General features: G+C 64.2%; 13 protein-coding genes and 1 pseudogene. 10 read left to right on the plus strand and 4 right to left on the minus strand.

Annotated elements, in window-relative coordinates:
• Positions 1-59 precede the first annotated feature (59 nt).
• Positions 60-206, minus strand: a pseudogene (locus GGQ69_RS01235) (ISL3 family transposase); the annotation flags it as partial.
• Between the two features lie 139 nt (positions 207-345).
• Here GGQ69_RS01235 and GGQ69_RS01240 point away from each other — a divergent pair.
• Positions 346-1,566 carry a hypothetical protein gene (locus GGQ69_RS01240; protein ID WP_183523586.1) on the plus strand — a complete coding sequence of 407 codons (1,221 nt, stop codon included), beginning with the start codon at positions 346-348 and terminating at the stop codon, positions 1,564-1,566.
• The gene (locus tag GGQ69_RS01245; protein ID WP_221243330.1) at positions 1,563-3,317 is read left to right on the plus strand and encodes an ATP-binding protein; all 1,755 of its coding nucleotides are present in this window, start codon (positions 1,563-1,565) and stop codon (positions 3,315-3,317) included. The genes GGQ69_RS01240 and GGQ69_RS01245 overlap by 4 nt, the downstream gene beginning before the upstream one ends.
• A 175-nt stretch (positions 3,318-3,492) precedes the next feature.
• On the opposite strand, the gene GGQ69_RS01250 is transcribed toward GGQ69_RS01245, so the two are convergent.
• Positions 3,493-3,762 carry a hypothetical protein gene (locus GGQ69_RS01250; protein ID WP_183523588.1) on the minus strand — a complete coding sequence of 90 codons (270 nt, stop codon included), beginning with the start codon at positions 3,760-3,762 and terminating at the stop codon, positions 3,493-3,495.
• On the opposite strand from GGQ69_RS01250, the gene GGQ69_RS01255 reads away from it, so the two are divergent.
• The 5 genes from GGQ69_RS01255 (at position 3,761) to GGQ69_RS01275 (ending at position 9,842) form a co-directional block, all read left to right on the plus strand.
• Complete coding sequence (locus GGQ69_RS01255; RefSeq protein ID WP_183523590.1) at positions 3,761-3,928, plus strand: hypothetical protein; 168 nt, start codon at positions 3,761-3,763, stop codon at positions 3,926-3,928. The two genes, GGQ69_RS01250 and GGQ69_RS01255, sit on opposite strands and share 2 nt — an antisense overlap.
• 813 nt (positions 3,929-4,741) lie before the next feature.
• Positions 4,742-5,338: a hypothetical protein gene (locus GGQ69_RS01260; protein WP_183523592.1), complete on the plus strand. Its 597-nt coding sequence runs from the start codon at positions 4,742-4,744 to the stop codon at positions 5,336-5,338.
• Positions 5,335-9,030: a MobF family relaxase gene (gene mobF, locus GGQ69_RS01265; RefSeq protein WP_183523594.1), complete on the plus strand. Its 3,696-nt coding sequence runs from the start codon at positions 5,335-5,337 to the stop codon at positions 9,028-9,030. The genes GGQ69_RS01260 and mobF overlap by 4 nt, the downstream gene beginning before the upstream one ends.
• A gap of 27 nt (positions 9,031-9,057) precedes the next feature.
• Positions 9,058-9,252 carry a hypothetical protein gene (locus GGQ69_RS01270; protein ID WP_183523596.1) on the plus strand — a complete coding sequence of 65 codons (195 nt, stop codon included), beginning with the start codon at positions 9,058-9,060 and terminating at the stop codon, positions 9,250-9,252.
• A gap of 161 nt (positions 9,253-9,413) precedes the next feature.
• Positions 9,414-9,842: a hypothetical protein gene (locus GGQ69_RS01275; protein ID WP_183523598.1), complete on the plus strand. Its 429-nt coding sequence runs from the start codon at positions 9,414-9,416 to the stop codon at positions 9,840-9,842.
• A 437-nt stretch (positions 9,843-10,279) separates the two neighbouring features.
• On the opposite strand, the gene speB is transcribed toward GGQ69_RS01275, so the two are convergent.
• Both speB and GGQ69_RS01285 read right to left on the minus strand, forming a co-directional pair.
• A complete protein-coding gene (gene speB / locus GGQ69_RS01280; RefSeq protein WP_183523600.1) occupies positions 10,280-11,275 on the minus strand; it encodes an agmatinase in 996 nt (331 codons plus the stop codon).
• A gap of 64 nt (positions 11,276-11,339) precedes the next feature.
• Positions 11,340-12,710, minus strand: coding sequence for an MFS transporter (locus GGQ69_RS01285; RefSeq protein WP_183523602.1), 1,371 nt, complete (start codon positions 12,708-12,710; stop codon positions 11,340-11,342).
• Between the two features lie 118 nt (positions 12,711-12,828).
• On the opposite strand from GGQ69_RS01285, the gene GGQ69_RS01290 reads away from it, so the two are divergent.
• The 3 genes from GGQ69_RS01290 to GGQ69_RS01300 all read left to right on the plus strand — a co-directional run bounded on the left by GGQ69_RS01290 (position 12,829) and on the right by GGQ69_RS01300 (position 16,862).
• A complete protein-coding gene (locus GGQ69_RS01290; protein ID WP_183523604.1) occupies positions 12,829-14,367 on the plus strand; it encodes a PucR family transcriptional regulator in 1,539 nt (512 codons plus the stop codon).
• Positions 14,368-14,597: 230 nt separating this feature from the next.
• Positions 14,598-15,185 (plus strand): recombinase family protein, encoded by a 588-nt coding sequence (locus tag GGQ69_RS01295; RefSeq protein WP_183528143.1) that lies wholly within the window; start codon positions 14,598-14,600, stop codon positions 15,183-15,185.
• Between the two features lie 234 nt (positions 15,186-15,419).
• Complete coding sequence (locus GGQ69_RS01300; protein WP_183523606.1) at positions 15,420-16,862, plus strand: NtaA/DmoA family FMN-dependent monooxygenase; 1,443 nt, start codon at positions 15,420-15,422, stop codon at positions 16,860-16,862.
• The last annotated feature ends 89 nt before the right edge of the window (positions 16,863-16,951 follow it).

Here is a 16,951-nt window from a genome sequence, read left to right on the forward strand (position 1 = left end):
ACCCGATGCCGGTCGAGGCGGTCGGACGCACAGTCTGGCGGGACGCCCTCTGCCCCTTACCTCCGGGGCAGCGGATCCAGCTCGACGACACGGCGCTCGATCACCGTCCGATTCGGTTCAAGAAGCTGACCGAGGGCTTCAAGGCCGAGCCCGTCGAGACGGCAAAACACGGTCAGGTCGGGTGCGGCGAAGCTGGCGTGGGACATGTCGAGGTCTTCCGGATAGGTGTGCAGGAATCCCCATCCTGGAAGACCTCGACACGAACCCGCGAACCCCGAATACACCCTCATTTGCGAATAGCCTGCCAAATAGCAGCCATACTCAAGTCAGGATCGGGGAGATCACGTGACTCAGCCTTCTTCATTACCGACCGGTTCGAGGTCGGCGCATGCAGCCATTGCTGGTTATGAGTACCAGTTCGACAAGACGGCTCTGTCACTTCTGACCGCTGCCGACACGGACGTCGTGCAAATCGAGGGTATTGAAGACATCGATCTTCATACGCTGCAAAACAGCGAAGCTGTCCAAGTGAAGTACTTTGCCGGACAGGCCTACACTTCTCCAAAAAGCTTGCGTGAACCGGTTCGTCTCATGCTTGAGCATTACAAGACTGGAGCTCGCTGGGATTACGTCCTGCACATCCATTTCGGCGATTTTGGCGTCATGCCGGATCGTCTCGATGTCGCACATCTGAAGCAAAGCTTGACCAAAAAGCCGCGCGACGGGGAAACAATCGAATATTTCGCCGGCGTCAATGACGCTGACCTGGAAGACTTCTGCTCGCGCTTGCGAATAATCCGTGGAGATGCCTTTGCCACGCAGGAGACCGCATTGATTGACGCTCTTCGGGCGGCGATGGGCTGCGATGGTGACGAAGTCCTGGCGATCTACATGGCGAAAACTCGCGAGTTCGTTCATGAGCGTGCAAGGAGTGATGAACCTTCGGTCAGAAGCGTCACGCGGCAGGATCTAATCGATTGGCTGACGGTCAAGGACTTTCTTTTCGATAAATGGCAGATGCAGAAAATTGGAGCGGATCGATACCTGGGGGCGCAAAAACGGAAGCTGCGCTCCGGTGGTTTTCACGACCCTACGAAAAAGCGGGCCATTTACTTGGAGATCTCTAAAGATAACCTCGACGAGACCGTGAGGTTGTGCCAAGCGCTTGCGCGCAAACACTTGGGGCGCCTGAGGAGCGCACATCCTTGGACGGCAATCGTCGGCGGTACTCCAGATCTCGTCCGTCAGCTCAAGCTCGGGCTCGTTCGTTCCGGCGTCGCCTTCAACGACGGTCATGAAGATCTGGAATTCCAGCCGCAAGCCTTCATCGAACATCCGGTTATCAACACGCGCGGGGCAGGGGACAAGATAGAGCGTTCCTCGTTTGTTCTGCGGCTCGTTACCCAAGATAGCTTCCGGATGCTGGATCCTTCGCAATTCAAAATTTCCCGATTCGTTTCGATCGGTGACGAACAGGCCTGGATGAACGGTGCAGCCGACCAGGTGTTCGCGCTGCGCCATTTTGAACCGGCCGCCTACAAGCAACTATTGGAGGAAATCGCATGAACATGAACGAGATGGCAAAGGTCGTCGCAGTCGGTCCTGACTCGATCGAGATCGAAGTGAGCTCTACCGCGGCCTACGCGGAGCTCGAAGAAAAGATTCAAATCGGAAGCTATCTGGAAATCTCCGACGACATGGATTCCACGCTAGTTGCAGTCGTACAAGGCTTCCGGATTAAGGACACCATCGGAAGCGAAGAGAGCCAGACAGAGCCCAAATTCGTACTTTCGCTGCAGCCCGTGGGCAGGCTTGACGGCGGCGTCTTCACGCGCGGCGGCAAGCAAATTACGATCCCGCCTCAGAACGTTTCGATCGCCGGGAAGGATCTGCTCGAGAAAATTTACAGTTCGGTCGACGAAGAAGACCGTTTCTCATTCGGCAGCTTGGTCCAGGACAACGAGGTGCGTGTCGCCCTACACGGAGACAAGTTCTTCGGAAAGCACATCGGAGTCGTGGGATCCACTGGGTCCGGGAAATCATCGACGGTCGCCGCGATCCTGCAGGAAGGGCTGCGGGCAGGAGGCGCAGTACGGAGCCCTGGTGTCCTCAACAATTCGCACATTATCATCTTCGATATCCACGGTGAGTACGCGCCCGCTTTCCCTAACGCGCGGGTGATCGGAGCGGAAGACATCAAGTTGCCGTACTGGTTGATGAACGCGGAGGAGCTCGAGGAGATGTTCATCGAAAGCAATGAACAGAACTCGCATAATCAGGTCTCTCAGTTCCGCAACGCGGTCATCGCCAACAAGCAACGGAACAATCCCCAGATTGATCCCGTCCGAGTCTCTTACGACTCCCCGGTTTACTTCTCGCTCGAAGGAGTTACCAACTACCTCGACAATCTCAACTCCGAGATGATCAGCAAGGCTCCCGGCGAAAGCGGTCCGAAAGCGAAAGACATCGGTCTCATCTCGAACCGTGAGGACATCTATTTTGATCGGCGACTGGATTTCGTCGAGGCGTCTCAATCCGCGGCCACGAAAGCGACGGGTGGTCCCTTTGCGGGAGAATTCAACCGCTTTCTTATGCGTCTTGAGACCCGCAAGAACGACCACCGACTGGACTTCCTACTCGCTCCGAGAAAGGAAGATGGAACCGAGTACAAGACCTACGACCTTTCCGACCTGCTTAAGCAGTTCATGGGGTACGGCGAAAAAAAGGGCAACGTCACGATTATTGATCTGAGCGGCATTCCGTTCGACGTCCTCAGTGTCGTTGTTTCCCTCATTACCCGCCTAATATTCACGTTCAGTTTCCACTTCAAAAAGCTGCACGTGGACGATGACTCGGAACTTCCGTTTCTGCTCGTCTACGAAGAGGCGCACAACTACATTCCTCAGAGCGAGGGCGCCAAGTATGGTTCGGTCAAGAGGGCGATCGAGCGAGTCGCCAAGGAAGGTAGGAAGTACGGCATTTCCTTGATGATCGTCAGTCAGCGACCGTCCGAAATTTCCGAGACAGTGTTCTCGCAGTGCAACAACTTCGTAGCGATGCGTCTCACCAATCCGAACGATCAGCGCTACGTCAAGCGTTTATTACCCGACAGTCTAGCTGCGATCACGGATTCGTTGGCTTCGCTTGAGCAGAGGGAGGCTATTTTGATCGGAGACGCTATCGCGCTTCCTTCGCTAACAAGGATTGACGAAATCAGCGACAAGCCAGCTTCTAACGATGTCGAATTCCACAAAGAGTGGAAGAAAGACTGGTTCGAGGAAGCATTTGAGGGTGTCGTTGAACGATGGAGGGACTAGCCTCCCAAGAAGTTTGATTGTCGGGTTTCGGCATATAGGGCGCGGATGGCGTTCGTTGGTAAGGGAGAGCAACCCATAGCGGTCCCGTGCGCGGGCGAAGGACGTCTCGTATCCCATCCTGAAGCCGGGCCCTTGGTGCGAACCAAGGCGCACGGACTTACGCGTGGATGTCGACTCAATTCCGGCTGTGAGGCTCAAGGCCGTGGTCCAGCTGTGTCCATGGGCGGTCTCGTTCGGCGCCGGTGAGGAGGGTCGCGTCGAAGTTGACTTCGTGATCGATGGAGGGGTCCCACGTGGAGAAATGCCCGCCACGTAGTTCCTGCACTACGTACCAGTCGGGACCGTAGTCTTCTTCGCAGTACTCGTGCCGGCCATCGGCCCAATGCACCTGGGTCCACATCTGTTCCTGCTTGTCCCAGAAGAACGGGAAGGACCGCATGGGCATGACCGATGTCGTCACCCATCCGCGGGTCTGCCCGTCGAGCGATAACCGCCACACCGCTTCGCGGAACGGGTCTCAGCCGGAATCTTTCGACCAGTCCGGTTCGTACAAGCCGAACCACCTATTGAGCCATCTCACCGTCCTGTTCTACCCCATGCAGTGGGCGTAGAAGCACCATTCGCCGCGCGCCCGTAGGAGGAACCCCCACCGGGCACACCCGCAGCCGAGGTGGACAAACGATTGCCCGTCACTACGGGCATCCCGATTGACCCGTCCGGTGGCCCGTCCCGATGGCGGGAGGACATACGAAGCAGGCGCGAGCAGGCTTACGCGCGCGGACACGTGCCGGATGCAATGCCTTCAGTCCCGGGACGCCACCCTTAGGACCGCCTCAACAATCGTGCGATTGATCGGTCAACACTTTCCTGGTGGTGCAACTCCGGCGCCTAAGGGATCTGGCACCGGGGTTGCGCAGGCAGTACTTGAACGGTCAGGTGATCCAAATGGATCAGGCACGTCTGATGGGGGTTGGCTACTCACTGCCAGCCTCTCTTCAGAGAGTGAGTAACCCCGCCAGAGCCAGCACGAAACATCACCTCCAACGGCTTTCGCCGCACCTGGCTTGCTCCTGTCTTAGCGATCCGCGAGCCCGCGCGTCAGTCACGCAGCCAGTGACTGTCATTTCCGGCCAAGAAGACACGCCGCGCAGCTTGCAGCCTGTTTCGCTCGACGAGCGAAACAGGCAATCAGTCATCACACGTCTGGCACCAAGGTGCACTGCGTAACACCGACCGTGACATACCCGAACGGTGCGCCGCGTCGAACTGAAGGCGTGAGGACCCCAATTCGCCGTTGCGCTCATTGCTCGGAGCCCTTAGCCGAGGACTCCGATGCCCGGCGCAAGTACTGCAATGCCACCTGCCGGGTGGCTGCCTACCGGCGCCGCCAAACGGCCTCGCCCGAGCGGACCGAATCCGCCAGGTTGCGGACCAGACTGGACCGAGTCTCCGCCGAGCTGGTGCAGGCCGAGACCACCCTGGGGCAGTGCCGCGGCCGGGTGTTGGACCGCGACCAGGAAGTCACCCGGTTGCGAGCCGAGCTGGCCGAAGCGCGGCGGTCAGCGGCCAGGGCCCTGGTGGCGCAGGCCACCGACGCGGCCGGTGTCCGGGACCGGTTGGCCGCGGCCAGCGGGGAACTGTCCGAATTGCGCCGGAACTGGTCGGCCGTGGTTGAGGCCCGGGCGGCCACGGCCAAGGTCACCGGACTGCGCCAGCAAGTAGCCACCTTGCAGGGCCAGTACGCTCAGCTGTCCGCCCGGTACCAGGAGTTGTCCGAGGCTGCTGAGCTGGCAGCGACCGAGCGGCAGCACTTGCAGGGCGTGGTGCGGCAGTGGGACACCCTGTGCAAGCGGCTGTACAAGGCCACCGGCGGCCAGCCGGCCGCCGCGGTGGACAAAGACATCCTGGCCACCTGGACACGGTTCCGGCAGGCCGTGGCCACCCCCACCGGCAACCGTGGCCGGGCGCCCGTGACCGGACAGGCCACCAGACAGGTGGCCACGGCGGGGGGTGTCCGGTGACCGTCTCGATCTCGAAGATGTCCGTCGCCTACTACCTGGACAGCGTGGCCACCGGTGACGAACGCCACCACGGCCGCCAGGACCTGACCGCCTATTACACCGAGGCCAAGGCCCCGGCTGGCCGCTGGGTCGGCTCCGGACTGGCTGGGACCTCGCTGATCGCCGGTCAGGAGGTCACCCGCGCGGACGCGGTGATGCTCTACGAACAAGCCCGCGACCCGGACACCGGGCACCTGTTGGGCCGGGCGCCGATGGCCAGCCAGGTGACCCCGGCGGAGGCGAAGACCCCGGCCGGCCGGGCGGCCAAGGCCACCCGCCAGGCGGTGGCCGGGTTCGACCTAACCTTCTCGGTGCCCAAGTCCGTGTCCGCCCTGTGGGCCGTGGCCGGTCCGTCGTTGCAGGGCCAGATCCAGCAGGCCCACGAGGCTGCGATGAACGAGACCCTGGCCTGGGTCGAGGTCAACGTCCTGCAATCGAGGGCCGGACACGGCGGGGTGGCGCACGTGCCGGTGACCGGGTTGGTGGCCAGTCAGTTCGACCACTGGGACTCCCGGGCCGGGGACCCGCAGCTGCACACCCACACGGTGATCTCCAACCGGGTCCAGCGCACCCTAGACGGCCAGTGGGCCACGCTGGACAGCTATACGTTGCACCGGCATGTGGTGGCTATCTCCGAGACGTACAACTCGCTGCTGTTCGACCGGCTCCACCAGCAGATCGGCGTGCTGCCGGAGTCCCGCTCCGAGGACGGCCGACAGCTGGCCGAGGCCCTGTCCGCGGCCACCGCCGCCGACGCGTCCGGACCGAGTGGACAGGGCCCGGACACCGCCGGTCACCGGGTCGAGCTCGCCGGGGTCCCGGACAGCCTGATCGCCGAGTTCTCCACGAGGTCCCGGGACATCGAGACCCGCAAGGACGAACTGGTGGCCGAATGGGTGGCCACCCACGGCCGTCAGCCCCCGGCAGCGATCGTGCTCCAGCTGCGCCAGCAGGCCACCCTGGAGACCCGCACCCCCAAGGAGGACCAGTCGTTGTCGCTGGCGGAGAAGATGGTCGGCTGGCGCGAGCGGTCCCTGGCCACCGGCCACGACCCGGCCACCTTGGTGGCCCATGCCGTGGGCCACGCCGACACCACCATCACGCCCGAACAGCTCACCGACGACGTCGTCGGGCAGCTGGCCGCCTGGACGCTGGCGGATGCGGCCACCCGCCGGGCCACGTTCACCCGGGCCAACGTGACCGCCTCGGCCGAACGCATCACCCGGCTGGTCCGCTACCGCACCGCCACCGAGCGGCACGCGGCCACCGAGAAGCTGGTGGACACTGCCCTGGCCCGGGCCGTGCAACTGACCCCCACCCGTTCCATCGCCCCGGACACCACCGACGTGAACAGCACGAACCCGGCGGTGGCCCACCATGGCCAGTCCGTGTTCGACCATCAGCGCAGGGCCGGGTTGTGGACCACCCGGCAGGTCATCGACGACGAGGCCTACCTCATCACCCGGGCCACCACCGCGACCGGGCCCCACCTGGACCCCGACACCATCGCTGGCCAGGTCACGCAGGTGACCACAGCCAGCGGCCACCCCCTCAGCGCCGATCAAGCCCGGGCCACCGCGGCCGTGCTGTCCTCGCCGACGGTGGTGCAGGGGCTCATCGGTCCGGCCGGGACCGGTAAGACCACCACGATGGCCGCCGTCGCCCACCTCTGGTCCGAAACCCACGGGGAGTCCTCGGTCGTCGGGCTGGCACCCTCGGCCGTGGCCGCCGGGGTCCTCGGGGACGAACTCGGGGTGGCCACCGAGAACACCACCAAATGGCTGTATGAATCCGTCGGCGACGGGGCGGCCCGCCGCGCCCAGAGCGTCCAACAGCTCACGGCCCAGTTGCACCAACTCCAGGCCCGTCGCCCCAGTGGGCGGACGGCGGCGAGCATTGAACGGTTGGCGGCGAAGCTGGCCGAACAGCACGCCGCCCAGGCCCGCTACACCCTCACCGAGAACCAGCTGCTCATCGTGGACGAGGCCTCCATGGTCTCCACCGCCCAACTGGCCGAACTCACCCGGCAGGCCGAGGCCGCCGGGGCCAAGGTCCTGCTGGTCGGGGACCCGGCCCAGCTGGAGGCCGTGGACGCCGGCGGCTTCCTGGGCTGGATGGACCGCAAGGCCGACCCCGAACGCCTGGACATGGTCTGGCGGTTCCGTCACGAGTGGGAACGCGACGCCTCCCTGCGCCTGCGCCGAGGAGAACCCGACGTGCTGGGTGAGTACGCCGCGAACGGCCGGATCCACGGGGCACCGGGGGAGGACGCCGCCGATTCCGCGTACTCCGCCTGGGTGGCCGACAAGCGGGCCGGGCTCTCCACGATCCTCATCGCCTCGGACAACGCCACCGTGGCCGAGCTGAACACCCGCGCCCAAGCCGACCTGGTCGCCAGCGGCGACGTGGACGTCGAGCAAACCGTCACCCTGCGCGCGGAGGCCACCGCCGGGGCCGGGGACTTGATCCTGGCCCGGCGCAACGACCGATCGCTGCGCGATGAGACCGGGGCGTTCATCGCCAATGGCACCCGGCTGACCCTGACCGGGATCAACCCCGATGGCTCCGCCGTGGCTCGCAATGAGACCACCGGGGGAGCGGTCACCCTGGACCCGGACTACCTCGCCAGCTCCACTGAACTCGGGTACGCGACCACCGCGCATCGGTCTCAGGGCGTCACCGTGGATTCGGCCCACGCCGTCGCCAAAGCCGGACTGTCCCGGGAGCTGTTCTACGTGGCCATGACCCGCGGCCGAATGGCCAACCACGCCTACGTCGACTTCGGTGTCGACCACGAGGCACACTCCCCGGACGAGTGGGGACTGCTCACCGAGACCCCACCGGCCGAGCGTCCGGTGCCCGTCCTCGAGGGCGTGCTCAAACGCGAGTCCGCCGAGCACACCGCCCACGAGGTCCGCGACCAACAACAAGCGTGGGCCAACGACCTGGGCCGCATGGTCCACGAACTGGACTACCTCCACTGGGCCGCCCGCTCCGCCCGCACCCAGCAGTGGGTACAGGACACCTACGGGGACGCCCCGGAGACGGTCGCCCGGCTGAGCGAGGCCGCGACTTGGCCCCAGCTGGTCAAGGCCGACCCCGCCCTCCACCACCAAGGCGAGACTGAGACGGACGATGCCGTGCCGGAAATCCTGGCCCGTTGCACGCCCCGCACCGAGGAACCCGCCCTGACTGTGCCTGAGCACCAACCGGAGGGTCAGCGAGACATCACCACCGACCTCGTGATTCGCATCCGCCACGAGCTCGACGGTCGGCTGAACCGGATCGAGGCCGACCCGCCCGCCTGGTACGACGAGCTCGCCCAGCACCACCCCGACCCGGCCGATCGTCGAGCCGCGGCCGCCGACGTGCTCGTCTGGCGGGCCGTGTCCGGACAGGACGACGCCGACACAGCCCTGGGCAAGGCCCCCACCGAGAAGGACAACACCGCCCGCTACCACCACGCCGCCCTGCACCCGACTCCAGAGAATCGTCCGGACGACCGCGACGCCCGGCACGACGCGCTGGTGTCGGGGCTGTCCGACAACGGGATCACCCTCGAACCGGCCCCGACCGAACGCCGGCCCGTCGAGGAACAGCTCGCGCAGCGCACCCCGGGCCGTGACCGAGTTCCACAGGACTGGGATCGGTGAGTGCGCCGGGCCGGATGGCCTGCTGACATGGCAGAAAAGCAGGGCGGCATGTTCGCCAACTACAGCGCGACGATCGCCATCGGCGGCGCCCTCACAGTCTTCGGCTTCATCCTGGGGCTGGGGGCCGAGGGGTTCGTCAACGTCGTTATGTTGTTGGGCGTTCTTCTCGTTATCGTCGGCTACCTCCGGCGCATCGCCCGCGCGCTGGAACGAGGGGCCTGAGCCAGTTTAGCGATGCGGAGGTCCTGCCGGAGTCGAGCACGCCTTCGCCGATGGCAGTCTCTCCAATAGGTACTGTGAGACGCGCCGTGTTATCGGTCAGTCGCACATTCGCACTATCTCCTTGAGGGGGGCCTATGCGCCGGACAACGAAACTCGCTGCCATGACGGTGATTTCCCTGCCGCTATTGACTGCTTGCTCTGCAAGCACAACCTTCATTGATGCCAACGAAGGCATCGACCAGCTAAGCGACATCACTGGATGCCAGATCTCTGAACAAGACCAGAGTTTTGAACCCGCCTTCAACGGTGTGCCTCCGTTCTCGTCACGCACTTGTCTCTTGGACGGAGGGGAGGGCGAGAGGTTGTACCTGTCCGTGGTTCCCGATGGGGAAGAACCGCTGAAAGTTGACGACAGTTTCCCCGGTTACTATGGCAGTGCCGACCGTGACCTGATCCTCGCTGGTAACAACTGGGAACTCCACGCCGCTTCGTATCGGGACGAATATTGGCCCGTGTTCAAGGATGTGCAGAAGGAATGGGGCGGTAAGTTGATCGTCCCCAATGGAGTAGAGACCCCCGACGACAAGTAACCCGGCGCCTTTGCGTTGTGAAGCGCACTGATAAATGGCGGTGTTCGTGGCCGTCGTGCTCCAGCCGCTATTCATCGAGGCCGAAATTGAGCTGGTCGCAGCGTTACCAGGTGCCGCGGATGCAGGTCCCTGGTCCTCCTGGCTGCGCAGGTCAATCAGTGAGGTTTCCCGGAGCGATACGACACCTGACGTTGTCGCTTCGACCGAAGACACCATCTTCCTCGCAGCCACTGACGACGTCCGCAAGTTCTTGGAGGCGCTTGTCCTGCACCTGCGAGTTATGGAGCCGCCGGAGATCATGATCACCGAAGATCGCCCGAACACCTGGCAGAGCCCCGGGCCCGGAGGGCAAGTCTCCCATAAGATCGCGTTCCAGCTTTCGATTAACGAGGAAGGTGGCGGGGTCCTGAAGGACCCGCCACCTTCCTCAGCCTCACTCAGCTGCTCACCACGGCGTACTCTCCGGGCTCGGAGACAGCCGCGGTTTGGCGGTTGGCGATTAGGCCCATGATGTCGAACACGACGGTGGCCGCGGCCAAGGCCGTGGTGTCGGCGTGGTCGTAGGCGGGGGCGACCTCGACGACGTCTGCTCCGACGATGTTGAGTCCGCTGAGTCCGCGCAGCATCCGCAGTAGCTCGCGGGAGTGCAGTCCTCCCATTTCGGGGGTGCCGGTGCCGGGGGCGAAGGCGGGGTCGAGGACGTCGATGTCAATGGACAGGTAGACGGGCGTTTGTCCGATGCGGTCCTTCACCCGCTGGATGGCGGCCGGCACGCCGATCTCGTCGAGGTCGGTGCTGCGGATGATTTGGAAGCCGAACTCGTGGTCTCGCAGGAAGTCGTCTTGGTCGTAGACCGGTCCGCGGATGCCCACGTGCATGGAGCGGTCCTCAATGAGCAGTCCTTCTTCGAAGGCCCGGCGGAACATGGTGCCGTGAGTGATCGGCTGGTCGAAGTATGTGTCCCAGGTATCCAGATGGGCATCGAAGTGCAGGAGCGCGACGGGGCCGTGGACCTTGGCCGTGGAGCGGAGCAAGGGCAGGGCGATCGTGTGGTCGCCGCCGAGGGCGATCACGGTCTTGTCCTTGCCGACGAACTCGTCGGCTGCCCGTTCGATCTGGGCGACGGCTTCCTGGTTGTCGTAGGGGGTGCAGGCGATGTCTCCGGCGTCGACGATTTGGGCGCTTTCCACCGGGGTGCAGTCGAGTTCGACGTGGTAGCCGGGGCGCAGCAACCGGGAGGCTTCACGGATTGCCGAGGGGCCGAACCGAGCGCCGGGCCGGAAAGAGGTCCCGCCGTCGAAGGGAACGCCGACGACGGCGATGTCGTAGTCGGGTACGGCGTCGATCTGGGGGAGTCGGGCGAAGGTGCCCAGGCCCGCGTACCGCGGGACCTTGGTCGCGTCGACGGGGCCGATGGGGGTGTGTGCAACCACGGGGTTCCTCCTGGGTTTGGTGGGGTCGTTCAGTGGGTCGTGCGGATGGGGTTTGACGGGCCGATCAGGCCGTGGGCGAGGGGATCTTGGCGGGAGCGGTTCCGCGTACTGTGGTCTCGGCGAGGGATTTGTTCGCCGTTTCCGGGGCCCAGGCGAGGGTCGCGATGAGGCCGACGAGGCTGACCGCGGCTCCGATGGCTAGGGATCCGGCGCCGCCGAAGTTCATGATCGCCAGAGGCATCAGATAGGTGCTGGCGGCGCTGCCGATGCGGCTAAATGCCGTGCCGATGCCCACGGCCGTGGCCCGGACCTCGGTCGGGAACAGCTCGTTCGGGTAGACGATCTGCAGGAAGTTTGCCGAGCCGGAGGCGATGGCGAACACGGCCAGTGCCAAGAAGAAGGGCACCGCGCCCACGTTGGGAATCAGCGCCGGGATGGCGAGGATCACGGTGGCCAGGGCGAAGGAGTAGAGCAGCAGCTTGCGTCGGCCGATCTTCTCCACCAACCAGAGTCCGGGGATACCGCCGACGACGAACAGGGTGGCGATGAGGAAGGACCCGCCATAGAGGTTGGCGTCACCGGTCATGCCGAACGAGGCGAGCAAGTCGGGGGCGAAGGTGTATACCGCGAACATGGGGATCACTTGCGCGGTCCAGAACACGGCGACGAACACAGTCCGCTTCAGGTATTCGCCCTGGAACACCGTGCGGAAGCTGGCCTTGGGCACCGATTCATCGCGTGTCTCGCCCAGGTGCTCGAGGTCATACTGCTGGCCGTAGACCTTCTTGACGACAGCCCGGGCCTTCTCATCGTGGCCTTGAGACAGCAACCAACGCGGTGATTCGGGCGTACCGAGTCGGCACAGCAGGGTGACGATGGCGAACACGGCCGGGGAGATCAGCAGGATCCTCCACACGTCCGGGCCGAAGTCCTTGAGCAGGAAGCCCACCAGATAGGCGGCGGCCGCGCCGACGGCCCACACCACGAACGTCGCACCGAGTAGACGGCCGCGGTATTTGCGGGGCAGGAACTCGGCCAGCAGTGAGGTGGCGATCGGGTAGTCCGCGCCGATGGCCACTCCAAGCAGGAACCGCCACAGGATCAGCTGCCAGACATCCGTGGCCAAACCGGACAGGACCGAGAACAGGGCCAGGGCCAGCAGGTCGAGGATGTACATGGTGTGACGGCCGACCTTGTCCGTCACCCAGCCGAAGACGCCGCCGCCCACGAAGATGCCGACCAGGCTCGCGGCCCCCAGTAGGCCAATCTCCGCAACGGACAGCTGCATGGCCGGCTGCAGGGTGATCAGGGCGATGCCGATGATCGACAGGGCATAGCCGTCGATGAAGGGACCGCCCGAGGAAAAGACCGTCAGCTTGATGTGGAACCGCGTGAGTGGAGCGTCGTCCACCGGGCCCGCGACTGGTGCAGTCATGGTGATCCTCCTCAAGGGAACATGTGATGGATTCGATTGTTGCCGTAGTACGCAGAAGTGAGGAGCCCCACAGGGTATACAGTTCAATGTCGCAGGTATACGAATGTATATTGACGTGATGACGCTCACCGTTCGCGATATCCTCGCCCAGCCTCAACTGCAGCTCTCGCTGCTGGCCGGTCGCGGAGGGTTGGGCCGGGACGTCGAATGGGCCCATACCTGTGACCTGCCGGATCCCTGGAAGTGGGTCGGAGCCCGCCAGATCCTGTTGACGAACGGCAACACCATGCCGAAGAGCGCAACCGGCCAGTGCGAGTGGGCGGCTCTGCTCGCCAAGGTCGGAGTCGCCGCGATCGGCATCGGAGACAGCATGGGCGCGCCGCCGCTGACCGCCGAGTTCCTGGCGTTCTGCAATCAAAAGAAGATGCCCGTCTTCACGATCCCCTACCCCCTGCCGTTCACAGCGGTGGCCCAGGCCGTGGCCGAATCCACGAACTTGATCCAGGCCCAGCGGCTACGCCTCGTCGCCCGGCTGTATGAGTTCAGCGGACATGACCTGCTCAACGGCTACAGCGGCTCCGAACTGATCACCACGGTCGGGGACGTGGTGATGCACGACATTGCCCTGGTGGACGCCCGCTGCTTCCACTCCTGGTTCACGGAGACCGCCCTGCCCTCGTGGCTCTCCGGGGCCACGGCCAGACGAGCCAGTACTCGCCAGGACGTCGCCCAAGTGTGGTCCTCACCGGATGAGGGACTGATCCATGCCGTCCCTCTGCCAGCCATGCCCGAGGCCCTGGCCTTCTTCCGCCCGCGCGAGGGGACGATTGCCGACCCCTCCTTGCTGCTACACGCAGCTTCGGTGCTCAGGACCTCACTCTCGCGGCGCGCCCTGGAGGAGCTGCAGGAGAATCGACGGCACGTCGATGTCATCAATAGAATCCTCGCTGACCAGAACCGCTTTAACTTCGAAAGTGAAGGGTGGATGCGCCAGATGGGATACGTGGGCATGGCCCAGGCGATCGCGCTGATGGGCGGCTCCGAAGCTGACCGGGAAGCCGTGAACCGCCGGCTACAGCGCCACGGGGTCAAGCTCTCCTCGACCCTTCAGGGCGACCGCCACCTCGTCATCGCCCAGCACGAGGACCTGGCCTCGATGGTGGAGCACTGTCTGGACGGACAGGTGACAGCCGGACTGGGTTTGCTGGTGCCAATCGGAGCGATTCACGACTCCCTGCAGGAGTCATTGTGGGCGCTGCTGACAGCGCAGGAAAACCCTCAGGGAGCCGTGGCGCAGTTCAACCCGGAGCGATCATGGATGGGCTTCCACGGTCCCCACGACGGCGAACACTTCGTGCGGAAAACTCTCGCAGGATTACTGGAGGAATCTCCCACGCGTCGTGAACTGCTGAATACCCTGCGAACCTATCTGAGCGAGGACCGATCGCCCCAGCGAACTGCACAGACACTGATGATGCATCGGCAAACCGTCATTCAACGGCTGCACAAGATCGAGGACCTGCTAGGGGTCAAGCTGTCCCACACCAGCGTCGTTGCCAAACTGTGGATGGCTCTAACAATCCATGGCGCCCTCGAAGCTGGCAACGACGGAAGCACCCAGCAGGACCCGGCGACCTACGAAACTGGTCAGCCCTGACCTCGGTCGCATGGCGAGCCCCCAAACCGTGAATCGCGGCCTTCTTCCCCGAGCTGATCGTCTTACATCCCAAGGCTTTCGAGACATCTCGCCGACCCCTTTCGGTCCTCAATCTGCACTCCCGGAAATCCGGGGCCCGACCGGCCTCGAGAATTCTCATAACTATGTAGCGAAACCTAGGGCCTAGAATCGTGTCAACGGCGTTGGTTTCGAGACACTGCGGGGTGGTCATGGGCAAGCTCATCGGATACGCGCGGGTCTCGACCCGGCGACAAGACGCCGACCGGCAGGTCGAGGACCTGCTCGCGGCCGGAGTCCGGCGTGATGACCTCTATGTCGATCACGGGGTGTCCGGCGCCCAGGCGTCTCGGCCGAAGTTCGACAAGGCAGTGTTCGCCCTGCAGGAGGGGGACACCCTGGTGATCACCACTCTGGATCGGTTGGGCCGGTCCACGCAGAACATGCTCTCCTTCGCCGAGAGTCTCCGAGAGCGAGGTGCCGGGTTGCGGGTGCTGAACCTGGGTGGGGGAGACGTCGACACCCACACGCCGATGGGGTCGATGGTGTTCACGGTGATGGCCGCCCTGGCCCAGATGGAGCTGGAGATCAAGCGCGAACGCACCACCGACTCCGTCGCCAAGCGCCGGGCCGCCGGCAAGGACCTCGGCGGCCGTCCTCGGACGTTCACCGACTCCCAGATCCGCAGCGCCGCACACCTGGTCGACTCTGGCCAGCCCGCCGCGCAGGTCGCCCGCGATTTGGGTATGTCGAGGGCCACCCTCTACCGGCGCATCCGGGAACTGCCCGCAGCGACGTAGCTCTCCTGGCATCGTTTCAAGGGCTCGAGTTCCCCGCCGGACAGTGACTCCCCGCTGCTTGACGCTAGGTAGTGGCCATGGCGCACCAAAGAGGTCGCCTGGAACGTCAAGGGCCCAGACGTCCAGCGTCACGCGGCCAGTCCCTACCGCGACAGCGGCCCAGCCTCGTGACCTGGCGTGAAGTCCCATGTCGGGTGAGTTACCCGGTGCTTCGACGCGGTGAGGTCCATTCCTATGCTGTGGTCCACCGCACGGGGCATGTGCGCCACCGCAATCGCGCAGACAAGGACTTTCATGGGTACCAAGCAACTGCACGTCTTTCTCTTCGAAGCGGCCACGATCAACCAGTTCTATTACGGCGTCTGGGCTCAGCCGGGGGACCGGCGCGTTCAGTTCGATCGGCCGCCCTTCTGGAAGGACATCGCCCGGTTGGCCGAGAGGGGATTGCTCGATGGCATCTTCTTCGCCGATATTCCCGAGGGCAAGAACATCTACCGAGACTCGTATGACCCCACGGGCGAGCACGGCGCGTTCCTTCCGGTACTGGATCCCTTCCAGGTCGCCTCGATCATCGCGGCGGCAACGGAGCATCTGGGCATCGTGGTGACGTCGCCGACGAGCTTCGGTGACCCTCATGCGCTGGCCCGTCGGGCCTCCACGCTCGACCACCTCTCCGAGGGCCGGGCCGGTTGGAACATCGTGTTCTCCAACACCGGGTCCACGGCGCGCAAGGAGGGTTGGGACAAGCCCTTGGAACCGCAGGAGTACTACGCCCGCGCCGATGAGTTCATCGACGTGGCCTACCAGTTGTGGGAAGGCTCCTGGGATGTCGGTGCGGTCGCGGCAGACAAGGACGCGCGCGTCTATGCCCGGCCCGGATCCATCCACCGGATCGAGCACACCGGGGAGCACTTCGTGGTCAACGGGGCATCGATCGTCCACCCCTCACCGCAGCGCGTCCCGTTCCTGGCCCAGGCCTCAGGCAGCACCCGCGGGGTGGCCTATGCGGCCAAGAACGCCGAACTCATCCTCGTCGGTGGGGCCACACGCGCGGAATCGGCCGCCCTGGTCAGAGAGGTCCATGCCGCAGCCGCCGCCCACGGCCGGCAGCCGGGGTCGGTAAAGACCACCGCCCTGGTCGACGTCATCGTCGGGCGCACCCGCGAGGAAGCGCTGAACAAGGCCCGAACGTATGACTCCTACATCTCCTTCGAGGGGGCACTGGCGTGGACGGAGTCCCCGGTGACCTACGACGATTTCCCCGACCAGGCCATCATTGGAGACCTCGTGGCCTCGGGGGACTTGCCCGAGGGTGGCGCGGCGGACCGGTTCGGTCGTCACCGCACGGTGGGAGAGTTCCGGGAGGAATTTCGATTCTTGCGGTTGGCCCATAGGGCGATCGGGACGGTTGAGGAGGTGGCCGATGAGATCGAGCGTTGGATGGACGAGGACGGCCTCGATGCGATCAACCTGCGCCAGTACCACGTGCCGGACACACTCACCGATTTCGTGGAGCTGGTCGTACCGGAGCTCCAGCGGCGCGGGCGCTACCGCACCTCGTACCAGGAAGGGGAAACGCTGAGGGAACGAGTCTTGGGTCACGGACCCTGGGTTCCGGCCGGCCATCCTGCGGACAAGCACCGGAATAGGTCCGCGGTTGACGTCGTCTCAGCGTGATGTTCAGGGGAGGTTGGACACCCGGCTGGCCAACCTCCCCGAATATCTCCTCTGATATGTAGGGAGATGCTGTCAGCGGAGGGGAACTT

Source organism: Micrococcus sp. TA1 (assembly GCF_014199555.1).
Lineage (GTDB): Bacteria > Actinomycetota > Actinomycetes > Actinomycetales > Micrococcaceae > Citricoccus.